Below are 23,357 nucleotides of genomic sequence, written 5' to 3'. Positions count from 1 at the left end.
AGCTCGGGGCAGTCGGGGAGTATCTGGACCATGTCCTGTGCGAGGTCGTGGCAGCGCTTGTTGACCGCGCGGAGGCGCTCGGGCAGGTGGTCGTAGGTGAAGTGGCGCGCGACGGCGACGGTGCTGGGGTGGCGGTCGGTGGGTCCATAGAGGGCTCCTGTCCGATGCCGGCGGCGCGCAGGCAGGCGAGCTCTTCCAGCTCGCTGCCCGCGGGGCCGCCGGTCTCGAAGTTGATGTCGCTGATCAGCTCGCGGATGCGAGCGTCGAGGTCGTTGGTCACCGCGCGGCCCAGTACTCGGCGCGCCGCTGGCGCTTCGCGTCGCGACGTGCTTGGTCGGACACGGGCACGCGCTCACCAGACACCATGACCTGCTCGACGCCGGCCAGGCGGGCCTCGTGATTGCGTGGACGTGAGCGTTGGAGTCGGCTACTCGCCTCCGAGCCAGAGATCGACGCACCGGGCGGTGGTGAAGGCGGAGAGATACGACACGGCGGCCAGCCAGGTGCGGGCGAACTGGGCGGGGTTGTCGGGGTGGCTGCGGCCGAAGGCGTCGCGGGGGACGTCACGGGCGGCGCGGTGGAGCCCGTCGAGAAGGGTGGCGGCGGTGGGGAGCGCCGCCCGGTGCAGGCGAGCGACGTCCGCCGGGGCCGAGGAGTCGTGGTGCAGGGCCCGTCGGCCGGAGGCCAGGGCGCGTTCGGTGCGGCGGAGGAGTAGGTGGGTCGGGGCGTCGCCGGAGGCGGGCGCCACGGACGGGCCGGTCTCGGGCGGAGGCGTCGGATCCGGGAGGGGCGGCAGCGGTGCGACGCCGAGGTTGACCCGGTGGCCGTCGAGTTCGGCGGCGAGCAGGTGCAGGGCCGGGCGGTCGGTCGCCGCGAGGCGGCCGACCGCGCGCAGGCGCAGGCCGGGATGGTCGGCCAGCACCGCGAGATTGCGGGCGTAGGCGAGACCGGGCTCGGGGTGGGCGGGCAGGAGCGCCACGGGGGTGGCGGTGCCGTCCACCCGGGCCAGGAGCCGCCCGTCGGCCGGACCGAGCAGCGTGAGGTCGACGAAGAGCAGGTCGGCGCCGACCGCGCGCTCGGTCCTGGGCAGAGAGTGCGCCGCGAGCGCGCGGGTGAGCTGGTCGCGCAGCGGCTTCTCCCACAGGGCGGCGAGCGGTGCCTCCGTCCAGCCCACGCCGGCCGCGCCGATCGCCCGGACGCCGCGGCCGGCCCCCAGGCGGCCCGTTCCGGACCGGGTCGCACCGGACAGACTCAGGCCGCCGCCGGACAGTTGGACGTGGCTGAGCATCGTGTCGCCGAGCCGGACGGCCCGGCCCGCGGCGGCGCGTGCGGCGGCGGCGTCGGGTGAGCCGTCGTGGGGGAGGACGTCGCCGACGCTGGAGAGGACGCCGTGCCGGTCGACCAGGCAGGTGACGGCACCGGCATGGGTGTCCGTCAGCACGGGCTCGGTGAACAGGCCGTACAGACGGAGCGAGCCCGCGGCGGCGTAGCTCTGGCGGGCGACGCCGCGCAGCGCCGCGAGCGAGTCGCCGCCGGGGGCGTGGGCGGAGGTGTCGGCCCCGAGCCCGTGGGACACCAGGAGGAGCTCGCACAGGGCGGCGCTCAGGTCGGCGAGCCGGAAGGAAGGGTCGGCGTTCCGTGCGCCGCGGACCAGGGCGGTCGTGCGGACCGCCGCGGCGGCGGCCCGGTGCAGTCCGGCCAGGGCCGCGGCATGGGCGGCACGCAGCAGTTCGGCCTGCAGCACGGCCCCGGAGCCGCCGGTTCCCGCGGCCAGGACGGCGGCGCCCGCCTGCCACAGTCCGCTCGCGGCCTCGCGCTCGCGGGGGGAGAGCTGATCCTCGGCGGTCTTGCCCGCGGTGCTTGCGCCGGGCGTCGTGCCGTCGCCGACGGCGCCTTCCGGGACCGAGTCCGGGCCGGTCGAGGTCGTTGTCTTGGTTGAGCTCGTGGGCTGGGCGAACGGAGGGGGCTGGTCGTCGGCCCCGGCATCGCTCTGGGCGGCCGCGAGCGGGGCGGCGCTGACGGCGGCGGCGCGGTGCAGGCAGGCAGGGGCGAGCAGGCAGGAGCAGACGACCGCCTCGGCGGAGGTCACCGTGCCGCCGTCGGTGCGCAGCACGAGCTCCGCGTCCTCGTCGACGGCGATCCGCAGCTCGGCGGAGTCCTCGCTCCAGCTGCGCGGCCGGGTCGCGACCTTGGCGACGGCGGAGTCGAGCCGCTTCGCCAACCGTGGGGGGAGCGCGCCGACGATGTCGGCGACCACGTGTGGCTCGACGGCCGGCAGGTCGGTGATGGCCTGGCCAGGTGTGACCGTCATGCGGTGCGGCTCCTTCCGGACGGGGTGGGCGGCGTCCTGCGCGCGCCACGGGTGAGGGACTGGGTCATCTGATCCGCTCCCCGACCCAACGGGCGAGTTCGAGTGGGCTCAGCGCCGCCACCGGCATTCCGGCGGCCACGAGTTGGCTGGCGACGCCGGTGGAGTAGCGCGCCACGCCGGTGTCGTCGAGGGAGGCGCAGCCGAGGAGATGGCACCCCATGCCGACCAGGTGGCGGGTCTCGGCGAGCAGCCCGCCGACCGGGTAGCCCTCCTCGAAATCGCTGATCACGGCGATGAGCGTGCGGGACGGCACGGTGACCAGATCGCGGGCCGCGCGCAGGCCGGCCGCGATGTGCGTGCCGCCGCCGACCCGCACCTCCAGCAGCAGCGAGAGCGGATCGGTGATCTGCTCGGTGAAGTCGACGACCTCGGTGGAGAAGGCCAGGAAGTGCGTGCTGACGGTGGGCACGCCGGCCATGATCGCGGCGGTGAGCGCAGCCCAGACGGTGGAGGCCTCCATCGAGCCGGAGACGTCGACCACGAGGATCAGTCGCCAGTCGGAGCTCCTGCGGCTGCGGCTGTGGAAGACCGGACGTTCAGGGACGACGACCATGCGGCCCTCCGGCCCGGGGCGTGCCGTGGCCAGATTGGCCCGGATGGTGCGGTGGAGATCGAGCGGGCCGCCGGGGCGGCGGGTCGGCCGGACGCCGGCGAGGCCGGTGAGCGCGGGACGCAGACGGGTCGCCAACTGCGCGGACAGTTCCGAGACAAGCCGGGCGACCAAGGGGCGCAGCCGGGCGATTCTGGCCTCCGGCAGGCCACCGGCGTGCGCGAGCACGGTCCGCAGCAGCTCCACGGAGGGGCGCGCCGCGGCCGGGTCGAGTTCCTGCAACGCGTCGCCGCGTCCACGGGCGACGGCCGCCGCCAGGACCTCCTCCCTGACGCCCGGCCCGAACAGCGCCCGCAGCTCCTCCGCCCAGTCGCGGACGCCGGGGAAGGGTGCTTCGCGACCGCCGCGACCGGCCGGGGCCCCAGCGGAAGGCGTCTCGATCCCCGGACCGGAACCCTCGCCGGTGCCGCGTCCGTAGAGCTCGTCGAGGGCGCGGGCGAGGCGGCCGCCGTTCGCCGAGGAGCCGTCCCGGGGGAGCGGCCGTCCGAGCAGGAGTCGCCAACGCGTTGAGAGGGAGAGGCTGTTGCCCGAGGTCGTCGCCTGCGGAGCGCCGACGTGCGGGACGCCGACCGGGAGGCCCGTCGCAGCAGGCACAGGCGGTTGAGCAACTCCGGCCCCGGCGCTGGACGCGCCGACGGCCGGCTCCGGCCCGTCGGGCAGCAGTCCCAGGCCGGCGAGCACGTCGCGCGCCGGAAGATCGGCGGCCGTCCAGGCGGGTGTGCCGTCGAGTCGTGCGACCTGGGCGCCTACCCGGTCCTCGACCAAGGCGAGGAGCCGTTCGCGCGCTGCGGGGCTGAGCGTGTCGAAACCGCCGCGCAAGGCGGGCAGACGGGTGACGAAGGCCTGGTCCGGGAGGCCCGCGATGCGTTCGAGGAGCGGGGCGAGCACGTCCGGAGCGCTGTCGAGCAGCACGCCCGTCGCGGTCAGAAGGCCGGTCAGGGCCTGCTGGAGGCGGGCCCGCGCCTCGGGCGTCTCGGCCTGGTCCACCCAGGAGGCGATCCGGTCGCCCAGCCGGGACGCCTGCTCCTGGCCGAGCAGCACGCGGACGGCGTCCGCCGCGGCGCGCATCAGTGGCGTGCCGGTGGCCGCCAGGACGGAGAGGGCGCGGGTGAAGCGGGTGCCGCCCAGGGCGTCGGCGCGGTCGGCGAGTTCGACCAGGGTGCGGGCGTCCGCGGCGTCCTCGCTCCCGGCGAGTCCGTCCAGCGTGCGCAGTGCGGCATCCGTCAGCAGCTGGGTGAGTGCGCTGAGTTCTGCCGCCTGCGGCCATCCGGCGCCGTCGGCCGGATCGGGGAAGTGGCCGTGCTGCAGCCGGTCGACGAGCGCCAGGGCGGAAAGCAGGTCCGCCAGGGTGCCCGTCGCCGGCACGAGGTCGGCGCAGTCGCCCAGCCGTTCCCTCGTCAACTCCGGCAGACCGCAGGCGGCTGCGGCCTGCAGTCCGGCGAGCGCCTCGGTCGGGGTCGGGCCGCCGCGCGCGTCCTGCCGACGGTGCTCCGCGCGCAGCGCTCCCTCGGCCGCCTGCGCCGGAGTGACGCCCCACAGGCCGGCGACCGGCAGCATCGCCGCGACCGACGGGGTCCAGGCGACCCGCCAGCGTGTTCCGAGCGCCTCCGCCCCGCCCGCGCGCACGCTCGCCACCGGCTCGGCGTAGGGGACGCCGCAGGTGCTGAGCCGCTGCAGCAGCAGCTCGCGCTGCCGGTCCTTGGCCGAGCGCAGCGGGTCCAGGCGGATCAGGTCCGGTGCCGCTGCCGTCTGCGCGGGCCCTGGCAGTCCCAGCCGGCCCGCCTCCGCCTCGACGGCCGGGGCGAGGCCGCTGCGCGGTGCGTCGGGGTCGATCCGCCCGGTACGGGAGCCGACGAGGACCCTGCCCAGGGCGGCCGCGACGGCGCGTCCCCGCCCCAGCGGCTCGCCCTGGGCAAGGACGCTCTGCACGGCCTCGACGAACTCGCCGCGTCCCGGGCAGGGCAGTCCGCGCAGCCGGGCCAGGTCACCGGCGAGCCGGACGATCTCGCGTGCGTCGGCCGGTCCCGAGGAGTGCCCGTCTGCTCGGAGCTCTGCGCAGACGGCGACGGCGGTGCGGATCAGTGCCGCCTCCAGGACGACGGGATCGCCCCCGGCCTCCAGGACGCAGTGCTGCCACTCCGGATCGCGGATGCCGGCCGGGTACCCGGAGCGCTCGTCCAGGAGGGGATACGTGTAGGGGATGAGAGAGGTGACGAAGCGTCGGCCACCCTCGGCCGGGGCAGCCGGCGCTGCGTCGTCCTTCGGCTGCTCGGGTTGTCCTGACTGCGCCGACTCTCGCGGCGCGCCCGCAGGAGCGGCGAAGCGTCGGTCGCCGTCGGCTGGGGCTGCGTCGTCGTTGATCCGCGCGGGTTGCCCGGACCACTCCGACTGCATCGGCGCGCCCGCAGGGGTGACGAAGCGTCGGTCGCCGTCGGCCTGGGCGCCCGGGGTTGCGTCGTCCTTGGGCTGCTCGGGCCGGCTCGACTGCTCCGGCTCTCGCGGCGCGCCCGCAGGGGTGACGAAGCGTCGGCCACCCTCGGCCTGGGCGGCCGACGCTGCGTCGTCCTTCGGCTGCGCGGGTCGGCCGGACCGCTCCGGCTCCCGCGGCGCGCCCGCAGGGGTGAAGGCGGTGGTCAGCGCGGGCGCGTGGAAGGAGCCGACCACGGCGGCGACGCGCTGTCCCTGCGCGCGGGCGGTGGAGATCCGCGCGCGCATCCAGTCCTCGCGGGCCAGGTCGTGGGGGTCGACGCCGCCGCGACGCTCCGCGTCGCGCCGTAGCGCCCACCCGACCAGCAGCGCAGCGCGGCGCAGCTGTTCCGGCGTGGAGCCCGGGGCCGAGGCCTCGACGAGGCGGTCCCATGGGTCCTCGTCGGGGCGTCCGGTGAGACGGTCGCGCAGCGCGTCGAGGAGGCCGGGACCGCTCGCCGCACGCTCAGGGGCGGGGAGGGTGGGCCCGCGACCGGCCCCACGGGCGGCCAGCGGCAGATCGCAGGTCCCGTAGCGGACCCCGTTCCTGGCCGCCCAGCGCAACGCGGCGAGCTCGGGGGAGAAGTCCGCGAACGGGTAGAACGCGGTGCCCCTCCAGGCGCCCTCCTCCGCCCCGGCCGCCCGGGAACCGGGTTCGGCCGCGGCGGCGAGGGCGATCGGCGCGGTGGTGTCCGGGCGGACCAGCCAGGGCAGCCATGTCTCCAGCTCCTGCGGAAGTTCCACCAGGACCAGATCCGGTCGCGCCGCCGTCAGGAGTGCCGGCACCGCGGCCGCCAGGGCGGGCGAGTGGTGCCGGACGCCGATCAGGCCGGACTCCGCCGCGAGCGCGTCGACCGCCGCCGTCGGGTCGTCGGCCGGCTCGGTCGCCGTGTCGTGCGCCACGGGGGCCAGGCTCACCGCGACCCCTCCAGATCCCCGCGCTGGTCCCACAGCGTGCGCCAGGTCGCGGCGCCCTGCTCGGCGCGGCGGCGCACCGGGCCGTCCCAGTAGCCGAGCAGGCGGTCGGCGTCGGCCGGGTCGTCCTTGCGGACCGCGCCGAGGAGCTGACCGGGCAGCCGGGCCAGGAGATCGCCGGACTGCGGGAGATAGGCCGCGGCGACGCCGAGCGAGGTGGCGACCGAGACCGCCTCGGCCGTGCTGAGGACCGTCGACGGACGCTCGACCTCCCAGCCCTCCGTGGACCGGCCCAAGCGCAGGTCACGGAAGGCCGTGACCAGTGCCTCCAGCACCGCGTCGTCGACGGAGTACGGTGCGCCGGCGCGCTCGACTGCGGCGGAGGACTGGCTGCGGACCAGGGCGACCTCCTCCTCCAGCGAGCCGATCGGGCCCACCGTCTCGAAGTTGAAGCGGCGCTTGAGCGCCGAGGACATCTCCGAGACGCCCTTGTCGCGCAGGTTGGCCGTCGCGATCAGGGTGAAGCCGGGGGCGGCATGCAGCTGCGCGTCCTCGGTCCCGGCCAGCTCGGGGACGGCGACGCGGCGCTCCGACAGCAGCGACACCAGCGCGTCCTGCACCTCCGGCAGGCAGCGGGTGATCTCCTCGACCCTGGCGACCCGGCCCTCCGTCATCGCGGTGAGCACCGGGGACGGCACCAGCGCCTCCCGGTTCGGGCCCTTGGCCAGCAGCAGCGCGTAGTTCCAGCCGTACTTGAGCTGGTCCTCCGTCGTGCCCGCGGTGCCCTGCACCGTGAGCGCGCTGGTGCCGCAGACCGCCGCCGCCAGCAGCTCGGACAGCATGGACTTGGCCGTGCCGGGCTCGCCGACCAGCAGCAGGCCGCGCTCGCCGGCCAGTGTGACGACGCAGCGCTCGACCAGGGCCCGGTCACCGACGAACTTCTGGCCGATGACCATGCCCTGGGCGGCCTTGCCGCCCTTGGGGCCGGTCAGCCGCTCGCCGCCGCTGCCGAGGACGAAGGTGACCACGGCCTGCGGCGTCAGCAGCCAGCCGGGCGGGCGCGGGCCGCCGTCGTGGGCGGCGAGGAACGCCAACTCGGCGGCGTGGAGCTCCTCCGGGGGGACGAGCTGACGGTCGGTGCGGCTCAACGGGCTGCCTTCCTGCTGGTACGGCGGGCGGAGGGGGCGACGGGTCGCACGTAGCCGGGGGCGTCGCCCTCACGGACGCGCCGCCACGCCTCGGCGAACAGCTCGGGGACGGGACGCGACGGCCACCGGGCGACGTGCGTGGAGAGGGGATACAGCTCGGACTTCCAGGTCTCCATCGGCATGCCCGGCGACCGGGACTCCTGCCAGCCACCGGGCAGGAACAGCGCCCGCCCGGCGCGGGCTCGCTTCGCCTCGACCACCAGGCCGTCGGCGGCGAGGAGTTCGGCGCGGGCGGTCTTGAGCCTGGCCGGCTTCCACCCGGTCCAGGCGGCGACGCGTCGGTCCGTCGGGTCGGGCAGCGCCAGCAGCATCAGGTAGAGCGCGGCGGCGTCCGCGCCGAGACCGCGGGCCTCCGCGATCTCGCGGACCAGCTCCGGGGCGCAGGTGGCGGCGTCCTGCGCCGGGTGCGGCGTCGGGCCGGTGGCCGCGCCCGCCTCGACCAGACGGTCCGCCTCCGGGTCGAGCAGCCAGCGCAGCGCGCCGAGCTCGCCGAAGCGGTCGCCGCCGCTGTGGGCCGCCACCAGGTCGAGAACCGGGTCGTGCGGGCCGGTCAGCGCCGACGGACGCAGCAGCACGTTCTCCCGACCGTGCGCCGGAACCAGCAGCAGCGCCTTGCCGAGCGGGACGATCCCGTCGGCGTCCCCGCCGCCCGTCTCGGGTGCGCCGAGGGCCGCGCGCAGCGCCGGGGCCGCCGGCCGGCCCCGGTCGTCCCAGGAGACGTGCAGGTCCAGCAGCAGGCCGGGGTCGGCCAGTCGGCCGCGGACCGCGTGCAGCGCCTTCGGGAGCCGGGCGCGCAACGGGTGGCCGTAGGGCACGTGGTAGGCGAGCCAGCGCAGGGCGTTCTGCACGCCGGTCCAGACCGTGTGACCGGGTGGAAGCGCGGACGGGTCGTCGGGTTGGAAGTCGGTGACGGTGTGGGCGCCGTGGCGGGTGGTCCGCATCCGGTGCACGGTGGTGCGGTTCAGCCACCGGGTGTGCTCAGCGTCGAGCAGCGCGTCGATCGTGCCCAGCTCCGCGCCGTTCACCGTCGCGGCCATGGCCTCCGGCAGCCAGGTGCGGCGGCCGAGCGCCTCCCGCCAGCGGGCCGCTCCGGCGGCGGCGTCCGGACCCCCGCTCCACAGGAGTGACGTCTCCTCGGGCAGCAGCGCGGCGAGCACGGACGAGACGGCGCACTCGTCCTGCTGGCGGAGCCGGTACCTGGCGATGGAGGCCTCGGCCTTGCTGAGACCGGCAAGCTCCGGCGTCTCGTGCTGCGGGGCCCCGGCGAGGAGCACGGCGGCCAGTCCGATCCCGACGCCCGTTCCCTCGTGCAGGGTTTCCACGGCCGCGGGCCGCCAGGTCACCGGCCCCTCCGCGGCGCCGCGCGCGACGTACGCCCGCAACAGTTCGGGGTCACGATGCGTCTCGACGCGATGCTCGCGCTCGGTGGTGAACCCGGCCACCTGGCCGAACTGCCCGCTGGGGTCGTGGTCGAGGGCCAGCCAGCTGTGGCTGACGTGGCTCCACCGGTCCTGGTTCACGATCACCACGGTCCGGTCGCCCTTGCGGAGCACCTGTCCGCGGCGTCCGCTGCGCTGTGGCGTGTCGCTGTCGACGGGCTCGGTCAGCACGACCTCGCGGAGCGTGCCCGCACCGGCGGTGAGCGGAAGGCTCAGCAGCTCGTCCAGGAGCAGCCGCAGCGTCACGCGGGCCTCGGCGTCGGTCGTCAGGGAGACGGCGCGCAGCGTCAGGTCCGGCAGACGGTGCAGCAGCGGCACCCAGGGGGTGTGGGTGCTCGGGCCGATGTCGCGCTTCGTCCGCGTCCACCCGTCCGCCAGTGTGACGGGGACCTCCCCGGGGGCCCCGCCCTCGGCCGTCCCGGCGACCGCGTCCCCCGCCACGTCCTTCGCCGCGCCCGTCTCGGGGTCCTTCTCCGGGGCAGGGCGCAGCAGTTCGGCGACCGCGCGGATCTGTCCGAGCACCGTCCACGTCTCGGTGCTGCTGCTCACCTGGTGGCCGGGGCTCACCTGGCTGAGCATGCGGATCCGGAAGTCGTCGCCCAGCGCGGGGCGGTACCGCTGCTCCGCGCGCGGAGGGGCGGAGAGTCGCCGCTTCGCCGAGTCGTCCGCGTTCTCCGCCGGGTGGAAGGCGGCGGCCTTGGCCTGCAGCAGGACCGCGTGCAGCACGTGCCCGGCCACGCCTGCGCGCAGCATCGGGTCGGCCAGCTGCGGAAGCAGCTCCCGCACCTCGGCGAGCGGCACCAACTCGGCGCGGGTGCGCGGCAGTCGGATGCCCCCGACCACCACCCAGGTCTTGTCCTCACCCGGCTGGTGGTCGCGGGGGAGGGCGGCCGCGAGCAGCTCGGCGGCCCGGGCGTCGGTCAGCCCGCGCAGGGCCAGGGAACCCTGCTCGTCACGGGGGCGGAGGTTGTGCCAGAACTGCGGCGACACGACCACCCCGGTGCCCGCCGCGGACAGGCCGCCGGTGTGCGTGACACTGAACCGGCCGAGCAGGTCCTGACGACTGCCCTCTCCGTCCGGCCGGAACACCTCCAGGACGTTGCCGGTCCGCTGGACCAGGATCAGCTCGGCGCCCCCGGGGAGCCTGACCAGGCCCATCGGCAGCGCCGGACCGGAGGCCAGGTGGGCGGGGAAGGACAGCATCCGGCCGTCGGGCGTGCCCAGCACGTGGTGGTCGTCCCGGTGCCGGATCCATCGGCCGAGGAGGGCGCCGTCGGTGCCGAGCGGCGTGCCCTCCTGGCCCGGCTGCAGCGGCAGCACCTCGCAGTGGGCCGGCTCCAACGGCGCGTCGCACAGCCGCGACGAGGCGTTCAGCCACGGCGGCAGCGAGGCGCGGCCCCGCGCGCCCGTGGCCGGATCGAACTCCCACCAGGTCTGCTGCCTGCGTCGGTCCTCGTCCATCACCCAGTGGCCGATGCCGTCACCGAACACCGGGCGGCGCTTCGGCAGCGCGGTGTCGGCGGCGCGCAGCGGCCGGCCTCCGGTGGTGCGGCCGCCCCCGGGGCTCGGCAGCGAGACGTGGGTGGTGACGTGCCACGGGTATTCGGGGGTGAGCCCGGCGGGCTCGAACCGGTCGTCCGGCCTCGCGGACCAGTACGCCTGCCAACCGCCGTCCTGCTGGTACCAGGCCACGAGCAACTCGCCGTCCGCGAAACGGAACTGGCGCAACTGCCGGTAGCCCTGCCGCTGCGGGGGCGTGCGCGTGTGATGGGTGAGCACCACCTCGTCGGGACCGGCCACGGCGACCGCGTCGCCGTGGTCCGCGATGAGGGCGGGCCAAGCCTCGGTGATGCCCACCTTCGCCGCGCCGGAGAGCGCGGCGGGCGGGCGGGCGACGCCCAGGCCCCGCAGACCGGGGGTGGGATGGCCGGCCCCCTCGACGAAGGCGCAGGCCTGCTCCAACGCGGGCCAGCCGAGTTCGTCGACGAGCCCGGCCCGCAGGGTGCGGCCGAGCAGCGCGCCGACGTCCGTCCGCGCGATGTGCTCGGCCGCCTTCGGCCGGACCTCGGCGAGCTGGGCGCGCCAGGCGTTCAGCGAGTTGAGGATCTCGTCGGCCGCGGCCAGACCGTGGCAGCGGTCCAGCAGCTCCACCTGCTCGTCCGCCCACTCGCCGAGCAGCTCCGCCAGGACCGGGACCTTCACCACCAGCTGCGGCGACCGGCCGTTGCTGGCGCGGCTGCTGTCACCCACCGAGCGCCGGAGCATCGGGCGCAGGGTCGCCTCGGCGGCCAGCGCCCGGAGGTCGCGTGCGCCGGGGGAGCGGTCCTCCAGCCAGGGCATGAGGTCCATCTGCCGCAGTCCGGTCGGCAGGGTCACCGGCACGCCCGTCGCCAGGAGGACGTCGAGGTGGTCCAGCAGCGCCCCGAAGCGGTGCTGGGGAAGCGAGGCGAACAACTCCACCGGGACCGCGTCCCTGCGCAGCCGCTCCGCCATCCGGCCGACGAGCGCGATCGTCCCGACCGAGCGCTCGCAGGTGCCCCAGCGGGGGACCAGATGAGCCGACCAGCGCGCCAGCCAGGCGGCGGGCGCGCCGACCTCGGCGCCGTCGGCGGAGGCCTCGCCCGTCAGCAGCGAGTCGGCGCCCGTCGCCGCGAGCAGCTCCAGCCAGGTCGGAGTGAATCGCGACGGACGCCAGTTCGACTGTCCGCTCGGGGTCGGCATCAGTTCCAGCAGCCGGAGCCGCACCTCGGTGGCGCCGGGACCGCCCGAGGCGACCCGCTCGGCCTCCGCCGCGCCGTCCGTGGTCAGTTCGATCAGCCGCTCGCGCCAGGAGGACCAGAACGGGGCCGGCGCGCGGCCGATCGCGGGAGAGCAGAGAAGCTCCCACAGCAGCTTCCGCTCCTCGGCCGCGACCACGTCCTTGGGCAGCGCGGTCCGGCGCAGCAGCGAGCGGGTGTCCTCGGCCAGACCGGCGTAGGGCGGCATTCCGGCGGCGGAGCGCTCCACGCACAACTGCCGGAACCCCTCCCAGGCCCGCGTACCGTCCAGGCGCGCGGTGAGGTCCTTCACGTAGCGGCGCAGCGCCTTGACGGTCAGCGCGCCGCCGAGTGCGAACTCGACGAACACGGCCCGCAGTCGGTCCTCGTCCAGCTCCAGGCTGTGGACCTGCTCGGCCTGGCGGGCCTTGTCGAAGAAGGCGGCGGCATAGGACCTGTTGTCCACCTCCAGCATGACCCGGCCGACCTGCTCCAGGTAGGTGGGCAGGAAGTGCGGGACACTGCGGCCGAGTTGGTCGGCCAGCTGCTCGAAGCCCTCCTTGGCGGCGCCGGGCTTGGTCCGCGCCTGCCGCGCCAGCCGTTCCATCTCCTTGACCAGCGCCAGGGCGTGATGGCCGTTCTCCGGGTCGTTCACCAGCGCCCAGGCGGGAAAGCCGAGAGCCTCCTGGCGGGTCCGGCCCACGTCCACCGGCTCACCGTCCCGCGCCAGGCCGAGGAACTCCAGGGCCAGATCCTCCGCCTCACCCAGCGCGGCCGGAACCAGGCGCACGACGGGCTGGTCGGACAGGGCGGGATGGACGTACCGGCGGGCCGTCAGACGGTCCACGGTGGCCTCGGACGCGGCGGTACCGCGGGTGCTGCCGTCGGTGATGGTCATGCCGCCTGCTCCTCGTCCTGGATCTTGCGCCCCGCGTACAGTCCCGCCGCCATCCGCATGCCCTCCGACCACGACACCGGTCCGACCGCCCCCAGCGGCACCGGCTTGCCGTCCCGACCGCACCACTGCAGCGGGCCGGTCTCCGACTCGCCCTCGTAGTAGTCGCCGAGCCAGACCCTGGCCTGGAGCGAGGCCCCGGACTCGACCAGCGGCAGCACCGCGTAGCCGCCGCGCAGCCGGTAGCCGAGCCGGGTGGCGCGCCCCAGCAGCTCGCGCAGGTCCGCGTACTCGCCACCCGCGAAGGAGTGCTCGGAGAGCGCGGCCGCGTCGGCGCTCTCGGGACGGCGCCACACCTCCCGGTACAACTGCTGCACGCGCTGCTCGACGCCCAACTCGCCCGCGAACTCCCGCAGCTCGTCCAGGTCCTGCAACATGACGGGATGCGGGATCCGCACCCACGCGTCGTCGAGCTGGACGGTGTCCCCGTCGAGATCCACCACCCCGAGGCCCTTGTCGACGTCCGCGTCCCGGAGGAAACCGGCCACGTCCGAGCCCTCCGGCGGACAGACCACCGCGTCCCGCAGCACACCGCGCCAGACCGGATCGGTCCACACCTCGGCGAGCAGCGCGAGGGAGACCGGCTCGGACTGGATCATCCAGCGCTCCACCACGTTGGCGCACTCCCGCGCATGACGCTCCAGCCACTCCGCCAGGGCCTTCAGCTCGACGACGGCGGGCGCGTCCTTGAGCTTCGCCGGAACGCTCCGCAACTGCTTGCCCGCAGCATTGCGGCAGACGACCTTGCCGCCGTCCAGAGCGACCTCGTAGTCGCCCGCCGTCACCCACCCCATGCACAGCCTCCCGGCCACGTGATCAACCCGTTGAGATGGCCAGAACCGTAGTGCGGGGCACTGACAGCCCCCGGTCCGGGCCCCGACCAGCGCGGATCGCCGCGGGCGCCGGCGGGTCGTTCGCCGTCGGACCGTGCCCGCGCCCGCTGCTGTCGGACTGTCAGTGCGGCCGGGTACGCTGCGCAGAGTGATCGACCGAGCCGGCGACAGCGGTCCCTGGCGTCCCGCGGGGGCGCCGGACCGCGCCCGCGCGGCCGGGAGGAGTGTGCCGTCCGGGGCGGGGCCGCTACGGTGGGAGGGAGCCGGAACCGAGGAGGCGGTCATGAGCGTCGAGGCCATCGACCACGACGGCGAGGACCCGCGCGTCCCGGACATCCCGGCGAACATCCAGGCGATCGGCCCCGCGCTGGCGTCTCCGGCCGCCCGCCTGCAGTTCTACGCCGAGGCGATGGCCGCCACCGCAGGACCGGAGATCGACGAGGTGCTGCAGCGCGGCCGCTACCAGGCGCTGCTCGACCAGTACGACCGCGCGCCGCTGCCGTCGTCGGCCCGCCGGGTCACCCTGGACGAGCTGGCCGCCCCGCTCGGCGGCGTCGACGCCCTGGACGGCGGGTGAGCCGGCCGCCCCGCTGGAGCTTCACCGCGAGCGAGCACGCCGCCGACACCCTGCAGGCCGTCCTCAAGTCGGGGGACGAGCGCCTCTACCGCGCACTCCTGCTGTTCCTGCGCGGCGCGGCCCTGGAGGCCGGCAGCGCGGTCACCGCGGGGCGCCGCCCGCCCGGACTGCGACTGGACGACGGCCGCTACGCCCTCGACGTCCCGCGCGAGCCGGTGGTGGTCTACTACCTGCCCGACCGGGAACGCCTGGAGCTCTTCGTCACCAACCTCATCTGGCTGGGCTGACGTCCGCCGGACCCGGCGATGTCACATCTGACGCGGCTGCCCTGTCCACCTGAAGGGAGCAACTCCCACAGGGACAGCCGAAGGGTGAAGACAATGCGTATCGCAGTGGCCGGTGGCACGGGGATGGTCGGACGGCTGGTCGTCGAGGCCGCGCGGGAGGCCGGGCACGAGCCGGTGGCCCTGGCCCGGTCCGCCGGGGTGGACCTGATGACGGGCGCCGGTCTTGAGCCGGCTCTGGAGGGCGCGGACGTGGTGGTCGACGTGAGCAACGTCACGTCCACGAGTGCGCGCACGTCGATCGCGTTCTTCGAGCAGACCACGCGACGGCTGCTGGACTCCGGGCGCCGGGCCGGGGTCAAGCACCACGTCGCCCTGTCGATCGTCGGCTGCGACCGGGTCGACTTCGGCTACTACCTGGGCAAGCGCCGCCAGGAGGAACTGGTGCTGGCGGCGGACGTCCCCGGCTCCGTGCTGCGGGCGACCCAGTTCCACGAGTTCGCCGGGCAGGTGCTGGCCCGCGTGCCAGGGCCGGTCGCCGTGGTGCCGGTGATGCGCAGCCGGCCGGTGGCGGCACGGGAGGTGGCCGAGGCACTGGTCCGCCTCGCCGTGCAGGCGCCCGTCGGCATGGCCCCTGAGCTGGCCGGGCCGCAGGAGGAGGACATGACCGTGCTGGCCCGCCGCCTGCTGCGGACCAGGGGCCGACGCACCCTGGTCGTCCCGGTGCGGCTGCCGGGCAAGACGGGCAGGGCCATGGCCGGCACCGGCCTGCTGCCCGAAGGCCCGGGGATGCGCGGCACCGAGACCTTCGACGCCTGGCTGCAGCGCACCGGCGGAGGCACGCGGTGAACGCCGCCGTCCGGCGGACGGTGCTGGTGCTCCTCGCCGCCGTGGGGCTCTGGATCGGCGGCTGGGCCTACCTCGCCCCGGACGGCTGGTACCGGTCCTTCCCCGGCCTGGGCCACCACTGGCTCCCGCCGCTCGGCCCCGCCAACCAGCACCTCGCCTCCGACGTCGGCGCCTTCTACCTGGCCCTGGCCGTCCTCACCCTCGCCGCCGCCCGCCGACCGCTCGACCGGCCCTTGGCGCGGGCCGCGGCCACGACCTGGCTGGTGTTCAGCGTGCTGCACCTCGGCTTCCACGTGCGGCACCTGGACATGTACGGCGCCGCCGACCAGGCCCTGAACCTCGTCGCCCTGACCCTGGTGCCGGCGGCGGCGCTGCTCCTCCTTCTTCCCCCGCCCAGGCGGCGGCGGCCGGGCGACGGACCTGCGGCCTGAGCGGTCCCGGTGGCGTTCCGGCGGCGGGGGAAGTCCACGGGGCGCCGCACCGGGTGGCGACGGGACGTCAGGGGGTCAGCCGGCGGAGGAGCGGGTCGGTGATGCCGTCCCGGCGAAGGTTCCGCAGCACGTCGCCGGTGGGGTAGCCGTCCAGGCTCCGCCCGACGACCACGGTGGGCGGCCACCCTCAGGAACGGAACATCCATGCCGCGCACCTCCCCTGGCCGCCGGTTCGGGCTTCGATCCCGTCGCGGGGCGGGGCCTATTCTTCCGCTGTGAGCGGCATCGTCGAAATTCGATCGTCAGTTTGTGTGACCTGACGCTGTTCCTCAGGTCTCCCATGTGACGGCACGAAACCGATCCGGCGACGGAGGCACGAAGATGGACTGGCAGACGGACGAGCAGGGCACGCAGCCAGGGCGCTGGATACCCGGGGCCGGCGACGGGGAGTGGACGACGTCGCAACCCCAGGCACGCGCGGGGAACCGGCACCGAAAGCGCAGGCGCGGGCTGGTCACGCCGCTCGTGGCCGTCGCCGCGGTGGCGTGCGCAGGCTCGGTGGGGGCCTTCGCCCTGCACGCCTCCTCCGCCGGCAAACAGGTGGGCGCTCCGCCCGCCGCCCCCGTGGTCGGCTCGGCCTCGCCCGACACGGCGACGGGCGACGCCTCGGGTGCGTCGGCCGGCGCCTCCGCCAGCGCCTCGGCCACCGCGTCGGCCTCGCCGACCGCGACGGCGCACCCGACCCCGGCGCACACCACGAAGCCGACCGCACGGTCGGGCTCCGGGCAGACCCGGCCCGCGCGGACCTCGACCCCGCAGGCCCCCGGGGGTTCCGGCGGCGGCTCCGGCACGACGCCCGCGGGAGCGGGCAACGCCTACGCCGTCCAGCAAGTGCTGGCCGTGATCAACCAGGCCCGGGCGCAGGCCGGTCTGCCCGCCTACACCTTGACCCAGGGCCTCACCAGGAGCGCCGGGGCCCACAACGCGGTGATGATGAGCGGGTGCGGCCTCTCGCACCAGTGCCCGGGTGAGGCCGATCTCGGCACCCGCATCACCGATGCGGGCGTCCACTGGGGCGCCTGCGGCGAGAACATCGGCGAGGGCGGTCCGATGGCGAACACCGACGCGGCGATCGCCTCGATGGCGGTGGGCCTGACCAAGAGCATGCTGGCGGAGCAGCCGCCGAACGACGGCCACCGCCGGAACATCCTGAGCAGCTCGTTCCGCCACATCGGCATCGTGATCCAGCGGACCGGCGACGGAACGGTCTACATGACCCAGGACTTCTCGGACTGAGCCGCGGGCGGGCCGCCCGCCTCACCCCCGACGGCGACCGGTCCGGTCGGCCGACGCGGTCGCCGTGGCGTTGCCGCTCGGGACACAGCGGTAGGTGAGGTGGGCGAGGCCGTCGCCGACCCGACGGGTGTCGACCAGGCGCAGGGTCCTGGGGTCAGGGACGCCCTTCTGGTCGAAAACGCGGTCGCCCGCGCCCATCACGAGCGGGAAGACCGCCAGGCGCAGCTCGTCGACGAGGTCGTGCTCCATCAGGGTGTGCACGAGGTGGGAGCTGGCGTAGACGCGGATCTCGCCGTCCACCTTCTCCCTCAGCGCCGAAACCTCGTCGACGACGCCACCGGCCAGGACCGTCGCGTTGTTCCAGGCGGGATCGGTCAGGGTGGCGGAGACGACGTACTTGGGCAGGCCGTTCAGCCTGTCCGCCAGCGCGCCGCTGCGGTGCGGGTACCGTGCGGCGAAGAACTCGTAACTCCGTCGCCCCAGCAGCAGCGCCTTCGCGCGGGAGGCGTCGTCGAGGATGAGCTCGGCCCACGCCGCACGGTCGCCCGGGGCGAGGCGGGCGCGCCAGTCGTCGCGGCCGAAGCCCTCCTCGCCGGTCGGGTCCTGCGTCACTCCGTCGAGTGAGACGTTCTCGAAGACGACGATCGTTCCCATGGCGGTGCTCCTCTGCTCGGTGGTCGGGCGACCGGTGAGGTGGACACCGCCGCATCGGCGGAACCGGGCGGGTGCCGGCCGCCCGGTTCACGCGCCGACCGGTGTCGGTACGGAGTGGACGGGCACGTCGTACGCGAGAGAGGTGGCACAGGAGTGGCGGGCGATCTGATGTCGAAGGCCAGGGCAGGGGACGGCGAGGCGTTCCGCGCCCTGGTTCAGCCGTACCGCGCGGAGCTGCAGGTGCACTGCTACCGGATGCTCGGATCGCTGCAGGACGCCGAGGACGCCCTGCAGGAGACGCTGGTCGCCGCCTGGCGTGGGCTCGGCGGCTTCGAGCAGCGGGCCTCGCTGCGCACCTGGCTGTACCGGATCGCCACCAACCGGTGTCTCAACGCGCGGCGCTCGGCGAGCCGGCGGCGGGCGAGGGAGTGGGACGTGCCGCAGGTCGAACCGCCGGAGCCGACCCGGCTCGGCGAGGTCGTCTGGCTGCAGCCGTACCCCGACACGCTGCTGGAACCGCTCGTCGACGCGCCGCTGGGGCCGGAGGCCCGCTACGAGCAGGCCGAGTCGGTCTCCCTGGCCTTCGTGACGGCCCTGCAGACGCTGACACCCCGCCAGGTCGCCGTTCTGGTCCTCCGCGACGTCCTCGGGTTCCACGCCGACGAGGTGGCCGCGATGCTGGACTCGACGGTCGACTCGGTCAGCAGCGCTCTGAAGCGCGCCCGCGCCGCCCTGAAACACCGACAGCCCGCGCCCGCGCCGGGGTCCGGCTCGGCCGCGGAGGGCGCCATCGTGGCGGAGTTCGTCCGCGCGTGGGAGTCCGCCGACCTCGACGCGCTGGTGAGCCTGCTGACGGACGACGTCTTCATCTCCATGCCCCCGGTCCCCTTCGAGTACGAGGGCCGGGAGGCGGCCGCCCGCTTCTGCACCACGGTCTTCCGGGCAGGCCGGAGCTTCGAACTGGTCCCCACCCGGGCCAACGGCCAGCCGGCCTTCGGCGCGTACCTCCGCACCGCCCACGGCATCAGCCACGGCACCGGCGTCTTCGTCCTCACTCTCGCGGGCGACCGCATCAGCGCGCTGACCCGCTTCGACACCACCCTCCTGCCCTGGTTCGGACTCCCGCGCTCCCTCCCGAGCCGTTACTGACCCCGGCACATCAGGGTGACCACAAGACGGCGGGCCGACCGCCGCAGGACAGTGGCGCCGGGAGACGGTGCGGACACAGGCTGCCGAGCGACACCCCCTCGGAGGACGTGGACTCGGCAGGCGTTCGAGCCGGTTGCGGACCCTGTTGCTCACTTCCGTTCATCCTCGTATCAGTCACTATCGTGGCGGCATGACCTCTCCCGTGAGATTCCAGATCGCCGTGGACGCCGCCGACCCCCACCGCCTGGCCGACTTCTGGGCCGCTGCCCTCGGCTGGGCCGTCGAGGACCACGAACCCGCCGTCCGCGCAGCGCTCGACGCCGGGTACGCCGACGACACCGACGTCGTCACCCACAACGGCCGGCTCGCCTGGTCCGCCGCCGCGGCCGCCGTACTGCCGGGGAGCACCCGCGAGGACTCGGGCCGCCGCCTGCTGTTCCAGACCGTGCCCGAGGCGAAGGCAGGCAAGAACCGGCTGCACCTGGATCTCAACGTCGGCCCCGACCGCCTCGACGCCGAGACCGAGCGGCTCACCGCCCTCGGAGCCACCGTCCTGTACCGGGTCGACGAGCCCGCCGGGTTCCACGTGACGCTCCAGGACCCGGAGGGCAACGAGTTCTGCATGCAGTGAGTGCGGTGTCGGGTGGGCGCCGATCGGGGAGCGGCACCAGCGCGGCGCGGGCGGGCAGCAAGAACTCGCCGAGGCCAGCGGACCCGGCAGCTGGTGGAGCACGCCACTTCGACACGCCCGCCCGCTCCCGTCCACATCCTGACTTCGGCTCGTCCGAGTGTGGGTGGGTTGTCGAGGGTCAGACCGGTGCCGGCTATGAAGCCGTCGAGGATGTCTGGCCGGTACTGCAGGCGCTTGAGTCGTTGCGGACGAGGCTTCGAGTCGGCCCAGGGCGACCGCCGCCAGATCGGCGTCGTCGCGCTCGGCCACCCTGCGTGCGGGGACCTCGCCCTGACGAGCCGAGGCCAGTAGCTCCCCCGTCGCACCCACGGCCCGGCCACCGCGCGGGCCGCGCGGCTCGGGCCTAGCGTGGTGGAAGGGGCTCGTCGCCGGACTCTCCGACTGGGGTTGCGCATGATCAATTGGGTATTGGTCGAGGCCAACCTGAGCCTTCCGGCGGAGCACGAGGCCAAACTGATCGCGGCCTACCACCGCCTGGTCGCCCAGCCCCACCCCGACGGCCTCCTCCAGACCGAACTCCTGCGCGGCCAGGACGGCCACTGGCGGGTCCAGACCCTCTGGCGGGACCGGACCTCCATGGAGGCGATGCGCGCGTCGCCCATGGGATCAACGGCGCCGCGCCTCTTCCATGACCTCGACATCGAATCCACGTTCGACATCTTCGACGTGGTGGACGAGTGGATCACCCCGCAACCGGAAATCCCGTAGTCCAGAATGAGGTGCTTGGCGGGATGACGTCCGGATGACGTAGATCGCCTCATCGATGCCCTGCTGGCGGGACCCTGCTGAGCGATGCGGCGCACCTCGTTTCAAGAGTCTGCGCCACGACCGTGTCCTGATTGGCCATCGGTCGCGCGACGATCGGGCGGTGCTGCACCTGGCGCCAGTCCTTCGACGCGCGGTATCTGAACGCCATCAGGGTCCTCCTCCACGAGCTTGAGCAGGTCCTCCCCGAGCTCGTAGAGGAGGACTGCCCACGCATTTGGGAGCGGCATCGCATGATGGCTCGGCTCATCTCAGACAGCAGTCCCGACGTCACAACTGATACAAGCTCATACTCCCTCCCAGGCGGCGACCTTGCCCGGCGGGCGCCCTGAGCTGACGCTCGCGCGCCGGCCCAGCCGGCCTGGCTCGAGCCGCCTCAGCCGGCGGATCCACGCCCCATCCGTCGGCGTAGCCCGATCAGGCCCGCGATCAGGAGCACGGCGCACAGCGCGTGCAGGCCCATCGACAGCTCGACGTGGTGGCCGGCGGCCACGATCCCTCCGTCGGTGTCGGGGCGGGGAAAGGGATTGGGGTAGGGGTTGTAGCCCTGGCCGGGGAGCACCGCGAGCAGTAGCAGGGTACCCAGCAGGCCGACCAGGTAGAGGTAGGCGCCCCAGTGGCGCGTGACTTCTCGTGGGTTCTGCCAGGCGCCGAGAAGGTCCAGCCGGGCCGAGAGTGCGAACGAGACGGAGAACAGCAGCATCGGCACCAGGGTGGCGTAGAGGGCGGCGGCGAAGATGATCTCCGGACTGAGCTCGGACTGGAGATTCTTCATCATCGAGCCGGGATGCCGGTCGTTGACGGTCGTCAGCAGGCTGTTCTCGTGGACCGTCCAGCCGAGGCGCCACAGGCACAGCAGGGCGTAGAGGCCGGCGAAGACGAGGGCGAACCACCGGAGTCCGACCCAGGCAGGGCGGGTGCCGCTCGCCGGCTGGGTCGATGGCAGGACGGGCGTGCTCGACATGTGTTCCCCCGAACGGTCAGGCGTCTGCCGCCCCTGCACGGCATCGGGACCATGGAACCCGGCCACCGCCTCCTCCCACAACGCTCCCAGCAGCGATCCGCCCCAACTGGCACGCGGATGAGACCCGGGAGAGACGGCCCCGAGACCCGACCCGCTCGATCGGTGGCGCGGACCGCGGGAGCCGGTGCCGTCACAGGTGGAGTCCGGAGGCGGCGCGGCCTGGGCCCCGCGGTGCCGGCTCCGGCGGCGCACGTCCAGCCCTTGGCCCGGACCGCGATCGCCGATGCCGTCGCGGCCCGGAACGGGTCGCAGCGACCCATGCAATCCGCAGAACTCGCCCGCCCCCTTCGGCAGTTGCTGCGATACGTTCATCCCCGTCGACATCAGCAAAGGCCAGGAGCCTATGAGTGACCCGAAACCGGTCGGCGTGACCCTGTTGGTGCTGTACTCACCGCGGCTTGCGGACTGCCTGCAGTTCTACCAGCACCTCGGCCTGGCCTTCACCGCAGAGCGGCACGGCCAGGGTCCCGTGCACTACGCCGCGGTCTTCCCGGACGGCATGGTGTTCGAGCTCTACCCAGCCCGCCAAGGACGTGAGACTTCCGCCCTCCGCCTCGGCCTTGCCATCGACGGCGCGACGGCGACTCCGCCACTCACCCCGGGAGGCCACATTCTCAGCGATCCCGACGGACGCACAGTCGAGATCCACGCAGCCTGACCCCCTCAATCGCTGCCGCAGATCCCGGTCCACGGAGGGCCCGGCTGTGGACGCCACGGAGATTGTCTGCGGGACATTCCAGCCGGATGGAACAGGGCTCAGCCCATCCGTTCGTCCAGGAGGCGGACGAGCTTGCCCGTGCGGGGGTTGACCTTCAGGTCGGTGGCGGGGACCCACTCCACCGCGAGGGGGTGGATCAGGCCGCTGCGGACGTGGGAGTCGAACATCGGGCGGGTGTCGGCGAGGCGGAGGGTGAGCGCCCGGGCCAGGGCTGCCTGCTCCCCGGCGTCGGGGGCGTTGGCGTCGGAGAACGCCAGGCGCAGGACCAGTTCGTCGCGTTCGGCGTGGTGGCGGAGGACGATCTGCAGGTCGGCGACGTGGTGGTGGGTGTCGGCCGTGGAGACGAGGGTGCGCAGGTCCTCCAGGTAGACGGTCACCGGGCCGACGCGGGCGCCCTCCTCGGAGCGGCCGAGCAGCCGGAAGCGTCGCCGGGGGAAGTCCACCCACTCCGCGAGGTCGCCCACCGGGTAGCGGATGATCGGCATGAGCCGGCGGGCGAGGTCCGTGGCGACCACGCGGCCGGGGCGGCCGGGCTGCTCGATCGGCTCACCGGTGACCGGGTCCAGCAGCTCGACGATCTTGTCCGCCGTGAAGACCTGGTGGATGCGGGCGTCGGGCTCGTCGGCCACCGGGCCGGCCAGGATGCCCGCGTCGACGCTGGCGTAGCCGATGGAGCGGACCTGGGCCGAGGGGAACGCCTCCGCCAGCAGGGCGAGTTGGTCGCCGTAGAAGGCCTCGCCGCTGAAGAGGACCAGGCGCACGTCCGGCAGCGTGCCCTGCTCGGCCACGACCTCGCGGGCCAGCCGGCACAGCGAGGTGGGCGGGGCGGCGAGCACCGTCGCGGAGAAGTCGCGCAGGGTGGCGATGGTGGAGTCCAGCGGTGCGGCGCCGCCGATGGGGAGCTGGACGGTGGGGATCGGCGCTTCCTGGAGCAGGTTGAGCGTGAAGACGAAACTGGAGTACAGCTCGCCCGCGTAGAAGAGGTTGGCCACCCGGTCCCCGGGGAGCAGCCCGGCGGCGGGCAGGCCCTCGCCGAAGCGGTGGCACATCGCGCGCCACTCCGCACGGGTGTAGCGGGAGACGCGGGGCGCGCCGGTGGTGCCGCCGGTCTTGAACACGATGCCGTCGTCGTGCGGCCCGGTCAGGATCCGGCTGGTGGTGGTGCCGTGGGCCTCCCAGAAGGCGGAGTGGTCGACCAGGGGCAGCGCGGTGAGCTCGGTCGTCGCAGGGGGCAGGTCGGCGTACAGGTCACGGTAGAACGGCGAGTGCTCGCGCGCGAAGGCGATCAGGTCCGCGGTCTGGTGATGGTTCATCGTCGGGTCGTGTCCGTGTCGTCTCGTGGGATGGTCGGCGGCCCCCGGGTCGG

Annotated in this window: 17 protein-coding genes and 1 pseudogene; 9 read left to right on the top strand and 9 right to left on the bottom strand. The window is 74.4% G+C overall.

Features of this window, described 5'->3' with window-relative positions:
- Window positions 1-427: 427 nt before the first annotated feature.
- The 5 genes from BS83_RS13480 to BS83_RS13460 all read right to left on the bottom strand — a co-directional run bounded on the left by BS83_RS13480 (window position 428) and on the right by BS83_RS13460 (window position 13,514).
- Entirely contained in the window at window positions 428-2,311 is a 1,884-nt protein-coding gene (locus BS83_RS13480; RefSeq protein ID WP_051943018.1) for a hypothetical protein, read from the bottom strand.
- A 64-nt stretch (window positions 2,312-2,375) separates the two neighbouring features.
- Window positions 2,376-6,365 carry a DUF5682 family protein gene (locus BS83_RS13475; protein ID WP_332262330.1) on the bottom strand — a complete coding sequence of 1,330 codons (3,990 nt, stop codon included), beginning with the start codon at window positions 6,363-6,365 and terminating at the stop codon, window positions 2,376-2,378.
- Window positions 6,362-7,510: an ATP-binding protein gene (locus BS83_RS13470; RefSeq protein WP_037604123.1), complete on the bottom strand. Its 1,149-nt coding sequence runs from the start codon at window positions 7,508-7,510 to the stop codon at window positions 6,362-6,364. The genes BS83_RS13475 and BS83_RS13470 overlap by 4 nt, the downstream gene beginning before the upstream one ends.
- Complete coding sequence (locus tag BS83_RS13465; RefSeq protein WP_051943017.1) at window positions 7,507-12,663, bottom strand: hypothetical protein; 5,157 nt, start codon at window positions 12,661-12,663, stop codon at window positions 7,507-7,509. The genes BS83_RS13470 and BS83_RS13465 overlap by 4 nt, the downstream gene beginning before the upstream one ends.
- The gene (locus tag BS83_RS13460; protein ID WP_037604122.1) at window positions 12,660-13,514 is read right to left on the bottom strand and encodes a DUF4132 domain-containing protein; all 855 of its coding nucleotides are present in this window, start codon (window positions 13,512-13,514) and stop codon (window positions 12,660-12,662) included. The genes BS83_RS13465 and BS83_RS13460 overlap by 4 nt, the downstream gene beginning before the upstream one ends.
- A gap of 322 nt (window positions 13,515-13,836) precedes the next feature.
- Between BS83_RS13460 and BS83_RS13455 the strand changes: the two genes are divergently transcribed.
- The 5 genes from BS83_RS13455 to BS83_RS13435 all read left to right on the top strand — a co-directional run bounded on the left by BS83_RS13455 (window position 13,837) and on the right by BS83_RS13435 (window position 16,990).
- A complete protein-coding gene (locus BS83_RS13455; RefSeq protein WP_037604121.1) occupies window positions 13,837-14,130 on the top strand; it encodes a hypothetical protein in 294 nt (97 codons plus the stop codon).
- Window positions 14,127-14,417, top strand: coding sequence for a hypothetical protein (locus tag BS83_RS13450; RefSeq protein ID WP_037604119.1), 291 nt, complete (start codon window positions 14,127-14,129; stop codon window positions 14,415-14,417). Before BS83_RS13455 ends, BS83_RS13450 begins: the two co-directional genes overlap by 4 nt.
- 93 nt (window positions 14,418-14,510) lie before the next feature.
- Window positions 14,511-15,263, top strand: coding sequence for an SDR family oxidoreductase (locus BS83_RS13445; RefSeq protein WP_037604118.1), 753 nt, complete (start codon window positions 14,511-14,513; stop codon window positions 15,261-15,263).
- Window positions 15,260-15,694: a hypothetical protein gene (locus tag BS83_RS13440; RefSeq protein ID WP_037604117.1), complete on the top strand. Its 435-nt coding sequence runs from the start codon at window positions 15,260-15,262 to the stop codon at window positions 15,692-15,694. The genes BS83_RS13445 and BS83_RS13440 overlap by 4 nt, the downstream gene beginning before the upstream one ends.
- A gap of 381 nt (window positions 15,695-16,075) precedes the next feature.
- Window positions 16,076-16,990: a CAP domain-containing protein gene (locus BS83_RS13435; RefSeq protein WP_051943016.1), complete on the top strand. Its 915-nt coding sequence runs from the start codon at window positions 16,076-16,078 to the stop codon at window positions 16,988-16,990.
- A 21-nt stretch (window positions 16,991-17,011) separates the two neighbouring features.
- On the opposite strand, the gene BS83_RS13430 is transcribed toward BS83_RS13435, so the two are convergent.
- Window positions 17,012-17,644 carry a dihydrofolate reductase family protein gene (locus tag BS83_RS13430; protein WP_051943015.1) on the bottom strand — a complete coding sequence of 211 codons (633 nt, stop codon included), beginning with the start codon at window positions 17,642-17,644 and terminating at the stop codon, window positions 17,012-17,014.
- Window positions 17,645-17,797: 153 nt separating this feature from the next.
- Here BS83_RS13430 and BS83_RS13425 point away from each other — a divergent pair, with 153 nt between their 5' ends.
- Complete coding sequence (locus tag BS83_RS13425) at window positions 17,798-18,793, top strand: sigma-70 family RNA polymerase sigma factor (RefSeq protein WP_232248270.1); 996 nt, start codon at window positions 17,798-17,800, stop codon at window positions 18,791-18,793.
- 190 nt (window positions 18,794-18,983) lie between these two features.
- The gene (locus BS83_RS13420) at window positions 18,984-19,424 is read left to right on the top strand and encodes a VOC family protein (protein ID WP_037604113.1); all 441 of its coding nucleotides are present in this window, start codon (window positions 18,984-18,986) and stop codon (window positions 19,422-19,424) included.
- Window positions 19,425-19,588: 164 nt separating this feature from the next.
- On the opposite strand, the pseudogene BS83_RS49120 reads toward BS83_RS13420, so the two are convergent.
- Window positions 19,589-19,727 (bottom strand): annotated as a pseudogene (locus BS83_RS49120) (IS630 family transposase); the annotation flags it as partial.
- A gap of 150 nt (window positions 19,728-19,877) precedes the next feature.
- Here BS83_RS49120 and BS83_RS13415 point away from each other — a divergent pair.
- Entirely contained in the window at window positions 19,878-20,192 is a 315-nt protein-coding gene (locus BS83_RS13415) for an antibiotic biosynthesis monooxygenase (protein WP_063774157.1), read from the top strand.
- Between the two features lie 433 nt (window positions 20,193-20,625).
- On the opposite strand, the gene BS83_RS13405 is transcribed toward BS83_RS13415, so the two are convergent.
- Window positions 20,626-21,213, bottom strand: a complete 588-nt coding sequence (locus tag BS83_RS13405; RefSeq protein WP_037604110.1) for a hypothetical protein — start codon at window positions 21,211-21,213, stop codon at window positions 20,626-20,628.
- 403 nt (window positions 21,214-21,616) lie between these two features.
- Here BS83_RS13405 and BS83_RS13400 point away from each other — a divergent pair, with 403 nt between their 5' ends.
- Window positions 21,617-21,931 (top strand): VOC family protein, encoded by a 315-nt coding sequence (locus BS83_RS13400; protein WP_037604108.1) that lies wholly within the window; start codon window positions 21,617-21,619, stop codon window positions 21,929-21,931.
- Between the two features lie 98 nt (window positions 21,932-22,029).
- On the opposite strand, the gene BS83_RS13395 is transcribed toward BS83_RS13400, so the two are convergent.
- Window positions 22,030-23,304, bottom strand: coding sequence for a phenylacetate--CoA ligase family protein (locus BS83_RS13395; protein WP_037604107.1), 1,275 nt, complete (start codon window positions 23,302-23,304; stop codon window positions 22,030-22,032).
- Window positions 23,305-23,357: the final 53 nt, after the last annotated feature.

Origin of the sequence: Streptacidiphilus rugosus AM-16 (assembly GCF_000744655.1) — a bacterium.
Lineage (GTDB): Bacteria > Actinomycetota > Actinomycetes > Streptomycetales > Streptomycetaceae > Streptacidiphilus > Streptacidiphilus rugosus.
The sequence above is the reverse complement of the archived record's forward strand: the minus strand, read 5'-3'. Positions and strand labels throughout refer to the sequence as shown.